The organism is Carnobacterium sp. (assembly GCF_045617425.1).
GTDB lineage: Bacteria > Bacillota > Bacilli > Lactobacillales > Carnobacteriaceae > Carnobacterium_B.
In genome coordinates, this window is the sequence record NZ_JAZLIO010000010.1 from 1 (window position 1) to 7,005 (window position 7,005).

Sequence of the window (7,005 nt, forward strand, 5' to 3'; positions counted from 1 at the left end):
GCAGTCCATATGCCGGCGTGGCGGAACTGGTAGACGCGCTGGACTCAAAATCCTGTGCCCGCGAGGGCGTGCCGGTTCGATTCCGGCCGCCGGTATACTAAAGAGTCCCAAGAACATTTCGTTCTTGGGACTCTTTTTTTGACTTATTTAGATTCCATGATCTTTCGGACTTTCAAGATTCAAAAGAATACTAATTCTCTATATTCGTATCAATTTTTTATATGATAGTAATGAGACTACAAGAAGAAATATCTAAAAAAATGGATTAATTCAGAAGCTGTTTTGTTATACAGAGAGCAGCCGCTGATATAGCCCCATTGATTGGAGAGTATGATTTAAATTCAATTTGTATTTTCTTCTCAGTTGCTAATAAAGTACTATTATTTTCTAAGTAGTCTTTTATTAAATCTGAAAGTTGAAATTCCGTAAATATTTCCCCATGAATAATCATTTTATCCATATCAATCATCATAGATAAATTATTTATTGTAATTGAAAGATACTTTATCGCATTGTGTAATATATTTATGACACCTTCGTCTCCCAATTTGTAGGCTTGTAGGATTATTTCAATAGTTAGGTGAGATCGATTAGTTGATAATTGTCTTAAATAGGTACTGTCAGAGTTATCAAAAAGGATTTGTGATTTTTTTATAATCCATGCTTCACTTGCATAAGTTTGTAAACAGCCTCTTTTTCCACATTCACACAGCTCGCCGTCAGGATGAACAACGATATGCCCGACTTCTCCAACTAAAATAGCCTTATCCCCGTAAAGATTATTTTGATAAATAGAGGAACAAAACATGCCACGTCCTACATGTAAAAATGTGAAATTACTAACTTTCTTATCAAAGCTAAACAATCTCTCAGATAAAGCCATACATTGAACATTATTCTTAAAATAGATGGGCAAATCAATATCGGATAAGAGTTGCTCTAAGTTGAAATTCTGCCAAAATAAATTATTTGTTAGGATAGACTGTGTTTTGTCATCGAAATGTCCAGGTAGAGCGATACCGATAGCTTTTAACTGGTATGCAGAACACTCCTTAATGAATAAGTGCAATTCTGCAATAAAAAAAGATTCAATAAGATTAGTTTCTGATAGTGCATGGTTATGCTGAATGATTTTTTGTTCAAGCAGGCTTCCTTTATTATCAATGAGGCAATATGAAAAGAATTTTTCAGATAGTTCAACTCCGATATAAAAACTATGTTTAGGAGAAATATCCAATAGTATTTTCTTTCTGCCTGACTTATTTAATGTAGAAGTTACTTCACCTATTTCGTGAATCAGTTGATTATTTATCAAATTGCCAGCAATCTCACTTACGGTGGCGGGTGTGATACCTGTTTCTTTAGCAATATCAATTCTTGATATAGGTCCTTTTGTATAGAGTATATCTAATAGTTTAATTTGTAATTCGTTTTGTCTTTTTGTAAGTCTCATAGAGTCCTCCTTGTCTTCACGCAAGTATTATATCTTATTAATTATTTTTTATAAACAATTATTTATTATTTTTAAGTTGACATCAGATAAAATCTCAATTATTATAAGTTTGTTAGTAATAAATTATTATTAATTTAGTTCGGAAACATTGAAATACACGTTTATTGATTATTTTTTATAAATAATAAATGAAAAGGAGGCATGAAGTTATTAAATAGAAGTTTAGAAATAAAAAGTTAATAAATTAGACTTAGGTTAATAGTCAATTTTTTGTTACTAGTAATTGGTAACGCTATCATTAAGTTTGATTTATTAAGTGGCAAAGTAGGATAACTAAAAAAGCATAAAAATAAGAATAGGGAGTTGCAATATGACAAAAAGATTTATAAGCGCTAACGCTTCAGAAATAATAAGTATGACAGCTAGTGAGCTAAAACAAAGCATCAAAGCAAGTGAAGGAAGAATTGTGATGTCTGAAAACGTCGTTGGAAGAGAACCGTTTATTGAAGACATTACAAATGCAGAAATTGCTAGAGCTTTTGGTGCAGATTTGATTCTTTTAAATGGGATAGATGTATTAAATCCTAAAATTTCTGGACTAAGTAGTATGGAAGAATCATTTGTCGATCAACTACATAAATTGGTTGGTCGTCCAATTGGAGTTAATTTAGAACCCGTTGATGAAAAGGCGACTATGGCAGAAAATCGCTTAACTATTGCTGAAGGTAGACAAGCAAATTCAAAAACGATTAAAGAAATTGAATCTTTGGGATTAGACTTTGTTTGTTTAACGGGAAACCCAGGGACTGGCGTTACAAATAATCAGATTGAAAAAACAATCAGTGTCACGAGAAAACTGTTTTCAGGATTAATTATTGCCGGTAAAATGCATGGAGCTGGTGTTTCAGAAAGTATCGTTGATTTGAAAACGGTTAAGTCATTTATTAAAGCTGGGGCAGATATTATCTTAGTTCCTGCAGTTGGAACGGTTCCGGGTTTTGATGAAAATGAATTAAAAGAGATCGTTAAAGCTGTTCATAAAGAAGGAGCGTTAGTGTTGTCTGCTATCGGAACTAGCCAAGAAAGTTCCGATGAAGATACAATTAAACAAATTGCAATCCGCAATAAAATTTGTGGTGTTGATATTCAGCATATTGGAGATGCAGGATATGGTGGACTTGCTCCAGTGGATAACATTTTTGCTTTAAGTAAAGCATTGCGAGGCATTCGCCATACAGCTTCAATGATGTCAAGATCGATACACAGATAAATGTAATGAAGTAAGGTTTTGATAAGGGTAAGGAGTAATTAAGTCAATTTAAATTTGATAGAGGAGGAGATTTGCTTGAATAATATTAATGTGTTCTTAGAACAAAAATTAATGCCTATTGCTTCAAAGATAGGAAATAATAAATTTCTTGTTGCTATACGTGACGGTATCACATTGGCAATGCCACTAATTATCATTGGATCTTTATTTATGGTCGTAGCTAGCTTTCCAGTTCCAGGTTGGGAAAATTGGCTTGGTGAAATAGGTGTTGCTGATTTTCTCTGGAAAGGAACAGATAGTAGTTTTGGTTTGATTGGCTTAATAGCCAGTTTCGGGATTGCTTATAGTTTAACAAATCAATTTGGAATTGATGGTGTTCCATCGGGTATTATATCATTGTCTTCTTTCATTGTAGTCACTCCATTTGTTACTTCTGATGCAGGTGCTGGGATGCCAACTTCTTATATGGCAGCAAAAGGTCTGTTTGTTGCTATTATTATTGGATTAATAAGTGGTTATATCTATCAATGGTTTATTAATCACAATATTCAAATTAAATTACCAGAAACTGTACCACCTGCAGTGGCAAAAAGTTTTAGTGCGATTATACCAGGAGCATTTATTATTACTTTCTGGTTGATCATCTATGCAATTTTAATAAAATTGAATTTGCCGAACTTACACGATATTGCTCAAGTTGTTTTGGGAGGTCCTCTAGGATTACTAGGAAACAATATATTTGGTACTGTAATTGTTGTAGGTTTGAATAGTTTATTCTGGTTTGTTGGTATTCATGGAGGAAATGTTGTCAACTCTGTAATGCAACCTTTATGGATTGCTAATTTAGATGAAAATCGTGCAGCATACCAAGCTGGAACCGAAATGCAACACATTTTTACTATCTCGTTTATGGATAATCTTGTGTATATTGGTGGTGGCGGTGCAACACTTGGTTTGGTTTTAGTGTTGGGTTATCTAGCTCGAAAGAAAAAAACAAGTAAGCAAACAAAAGTACTAGCTCCAATTACTGTGGTACCAGGTATTTTTAATATTAATGAGCCAACTATGTTCGGAATACCTGTAGTGTTAAATGTTATGTTGCTCGTACCATTTATTCTTGCTCCGATGGTCAATGTTGTTGTAGCGTATTTGGCTATGGCATCTGGACTTGTTCCTTTAACTCGAACTATAGCATCTTGGACAATGCCTCCCATTATAAGTGGATTTTTAGTAACCGGAAGCATCAGTGGTTCCATTTTGCAAATTGTACTAATTGTATTAGATGTATTGTTATACTTGCCATTCTTCATAGCTGTTGAGAAGCGTTTCAAAGCTGAAGAATTGGGAGAGTCAATGGTTCAGGAACAAACACTTAAAGAGTCAGAGGTGTTTGTAAAAGAATAGATTAGTTAAAAATGGCTTAATTTCGGTTTAATACTGAAATTAAGCCGTTTTTGGTGGAAAAATAAAGTTGTAAATACAAATTTATTTTATGTCTTTACATTTTAAATGAAAAGGGTTACAATTCTTTTGTAGAAAACATATTAAAAGGAGGAGATAAGAATGGAAGATAATAAATGGATTATTATGCTAGGGAATGTGGCCAGTAAAATTAACAGCTATAAGTATATCATAGCTATCAAAAATGCTTTTACTGCATTAATACCAATTATCATCACGGGGGCTTTTGCAACACTATTTTCTAATATGGTCTTTGATTCAACAAATGGTTTGGCACAAATAGATGCTTTAGCCTTTTTGGAAGAATTGAAACCGATTGCACAATCAATCAACTATGCAACTATGAACATGCTGACAATTAGTGCGGTCTTTTTAATAGGGCTGGAGATTGGTAATTTAAATAAAGAAAGCGGTTATTTTCCTGGTTTACTAGCAGTTATCAGTTACATAACCGTTAATCCAACAACGTTAGAATTGTTAGTAGATGACAAAATGCGTGTAGTGGAAAATGTTTTATCTCGTAACTATACGGATACAAAAGGATTATTTTTAGGAATGTTTATCGCAATTGTTTCAGTCGAATTATTCACATGGTTAGGTAAACAAGATAAAATAAACATAAAAATGCCTGACAGTGTTCCTTCCAATGTATCAAGAAGTTTTTCAGCATTGATTCCGACAATCTTAACGATTACTATAATTGCCACAGCAGGATTTGCTATTTTCCGTATAACTGGTATGTATCTATACGATATTATCTATATGGTTGTTCAAGCACCATTAGAAAATGTTATGCAAGGATTACCTGGTGTCTTAATTTTGATGTTCGTAGCTCAGTTCTTCTGGGTTATCGGAATACATGGAAACCAAATGATCAAACCGATTCGCGAACCTTTGCTATTAGCTTCAATAGCTGTCAATACAGATGCATTTAATGCAGGTAAAGAAATACCCAATATTATCAATATGCCTTTCTGGGACATGTATATGAACATAGGTGGTTCTGGGGTAACGATTGGATTGTTATTCGCTATCTTTATCGTTGGTAAACGAGATGACATGAAAGAAATTGCCAAATTATCTATGGGACCTAGCTTATTCAATATTAATGAACCCGTAATATTTGGAATGCCAATCATGTTAAACCCTATCTTAGCTATCCCATTCATCGTTACACCGTTAATTACAGGAGTGATCGGTTATGTAGCGACTTATATTGGTTTTGCTGGAAAAGCAGTAGTTATGATTCCTTGGACTACGCCACCAATTATCAGTGCTTACTTAGCGACAGCGGGTAGTTTAGGAGCAGTTGCGACTCAATTGATTTGTATCGTAGTTTCTACATTAATTTACTTGCCATTCGTTAAGATTTCTAATAGCCGTCAACTAGTTGAAGAACCAGGTCGTACTGAAGAAGTAAAAGAATTAAATGAAATCACTGTAAATGACTAGAAAGCTAATAAATTTAAAGTGTAAATTATCTGTTGAAGTAAAATGATATGTAATCCTATTGAACTTGAAAAGTCCCGTGGATTTACGAAAGGGATTTTTCAAGTTCTTTCTCTCTAAATTAATGGTTGTTTTTTAGGATATGTTATACTAGAGAGAATAGTAAAAATGACATAATTATATAAAGCGAAGTGAGTGAGGGCAATGGCGAAATACAAAAATGTCGCAGATGAATTACGCAAACAAATTAAACAAGGCAGTTATCCAAAAGGTGGTCAATTACCTAATCAAAATGAATTAGCAGAAAAATTTGATACAAGTAGAGTTACCATAAAAAAAGCACTAGATTTATTGTCGGTTGAAGGGCTAGTTTTTTCAGTTCAAGGTTCTGGCACATATGTCAAAAAAAATATTGTGCAGACATCTGATACAGGAATCAAAATTGGGCAAAATATTGGATTAACTCATCAAGTAGGAGAACAGACCGAATTGATTAACAAAGTACTGGCTTTTAACGTTCGATTTCCAAACGCTGAAGAATGTGAACAATTAATGATCAAAAGTGAATCTCCAGTATATGAAATCAAGCGATTAAGAGTTATTAATAATAGGCCTTATTCGATAGAATATTCCTTACTTCCTGTAGAACTTGTACCAAACATAACGCTCGATATCTTAGAACACTCAGTTTATGATTACATTCGCCAAGATGTTGGGCTGGTTTTTGGTGGGAATCAGCAGTTTATAAAGGCAGCACCTCCTAATGAAGAGGACCGGGAATATTTAAATTGTAAAGATAATGAGCCTGTTCTAGAGGTTAAAAAAGTAATGTTCCTTGAAAACGGTAGGCCTTTCGAATTTTCAAAAGTAAGGCATCGTTACGATATGGTAGAAATGTGTTTTAATAATACACAGCATGAGTAAAATTAAGTAAAAGAGGAAATAGATTCGAGTTTTTAAATCGCTAAATTTTAAGTCTGCAACTTAGAAATAAGAGAAAAAAAGTATCTTGAAAACCAGAAGAATAGTTCTCAAATAAATTGAATTAAATTTTAAGTATTTAAAGAAAAATAGTTGACAATTTTGTTGAAAGCATGTAAAGTTATAGGAGTTGTTAGAGCAAGTATCTTTCAAAAATATGAATAAAAATTCTTTTGAAATAGTTTTTATTAAAAAGTTATTGACATTTAAAAAATAACTTGTTATTATATAGAAGTTGCAACGCACTGTTACAACACGCTTTAGACCTTTGAAAACTAAACAAAGTAAGACGAACCAAATGTGAGGGTGACTTAGCAGTGCTAAGTCAACAGTAACAAAATTAGTGAATAATTATTCGCTAGCAATCAATATGAGCTTCAAGCATCATTTT

Annotated in this window: 5 protein-coding genes and 1 tRNA gene; 5 read left to right on the forward strand and 1 reads right to left on the reverse strand. The window is 33.1% G+C overall.

Translation table 11 applies throughout. From position 1 onward, the window contains the following. Positions 1 to 11 precede the first annotated feature (11 nt). Positions 12 to 95 (forward strand) — tRNA-Leu (locus ACKI3H_RS06030). A 170-nt stretch (positions 96 to 265) separates the two neighbouring features. Here ACKI3H_RS06030 and ACKI3H_RS06035 read toward each other — a convergent pair. Continuing rightward, positions 266 to 1,453 carry an ROK family protein gene (locus tag ACKI3H_RS06035; protein ID WP_407371388.1) on the reverse strand — a complete coding sequence of 396 codons (1,188 nt, stop codon included), beginning with the start codon at positions 1,451 to 1,453 and terminating at the stop codon, positions 266 to 268. 370 nt (positions 1,454 to 1,823) lie between these two features. Here ACKI3H_RS06035 and ACKI3H_RS06040 point away from each other — a divergent pair, with 370 nt between their 5' ends. The 4 genes from ACKI3H_RS06040 (at position 1,824) to ACKI3H_RS06055 (ending at position 6,557) form a co-directional block, all read left to right on the forward strand. After that, positions 1,824 to 2,723, forward strand: coding sequence for a haloacid dehalogenase-like hydrolase (locus tag ACKI3H_RS06040; RefSeq protein ID WP_407371389.1), 900 nt, complete (start codon positions 1,824 to 1,826; stop codon positions 2,721 to 2,723). A gap of 111 nt (positions 2,724 to 2,834) precedes the next feature. Beyond that, positions 2,835 to 4,127, forward strand: a complete 1,293-nt coding sequence (locus ACKI3H_RS06045) for a PTS sugar transporter subunit IIC (RefSeq protein WP_407371392.1) — start codon at positions 2,835 to 2,837, stop codon at positions 4,125 to 4,127. Positions 4,128 to 4,286: 159 nt separating this feature from the next. Continuing rightward, a complete protein-coding gene (locus ACKI3H_RS06050) occupies positions 4,287 to 5,636 on the forward strand; it encodes a PTS sugar transporter subunit IIC (protein WP_407371390.1) in 1,350 nt (449 codons plus the stop codon). 201 nt (positions 5,637 to 5,837) lie between these two features. Then, positions 5,838 to 6,557 carry a GntR family transcriptional regulator gene (locus tag ACKI3H_RS06055; RefSeq protein WP_407371391.1) on the forward strand — a complete coding sequence of 240 codons (720 nt, stop codon included), beginning with the start codon at positions 5,838 to 5,840 and terminating at the stop codon, positions 6,555 to 6,557. The last annotated feature ends 448 nt before the right edge of the window (positions 6,558 to 7,005 follow it).

What these genes read in the sequence shown, in the direction of transcription:
- ACKI3H_RS06050 (WP_407371390.1), top strand. Translation starts at nt 4,287, where the DNA reads ATGGAAGATAATAAATGGATTATTATGCTAGGGAATGTGGCCAGTAAA.
- ACKI3H_RS06035 (WP_407371388.1), bottom strand. Translation starts at nt 1,453, where the DNA reads ATGAGACTTACAAAAAGACAAAACGAATTACAAATTAAACTATTAGAT.
- ACKI3H_RS06040 (WP_407371389.1), top strand. Translation starts at nt 1,824, where the DNA reads ATGACAAAAAGATTTATAAGCGCTAACGCTTCAGAAATAATAAGTATG.
- ACKI3H_RS06045 (WP_407371392.1), top strand. Translation starts at nt 2,835, where the DNA reads ATGCCTATTGCTTCAAAGATAGGAAATAATAAATTTCTTGTTGCTATA.
- ACKI3H_RS06055 (WP_407371391.1), top strand. Translation starts at nt 5,838, where the DNA reads ATGGCGAAATACAAAAATGTCGCAGATGAATTACGCAAACAAATTAAA.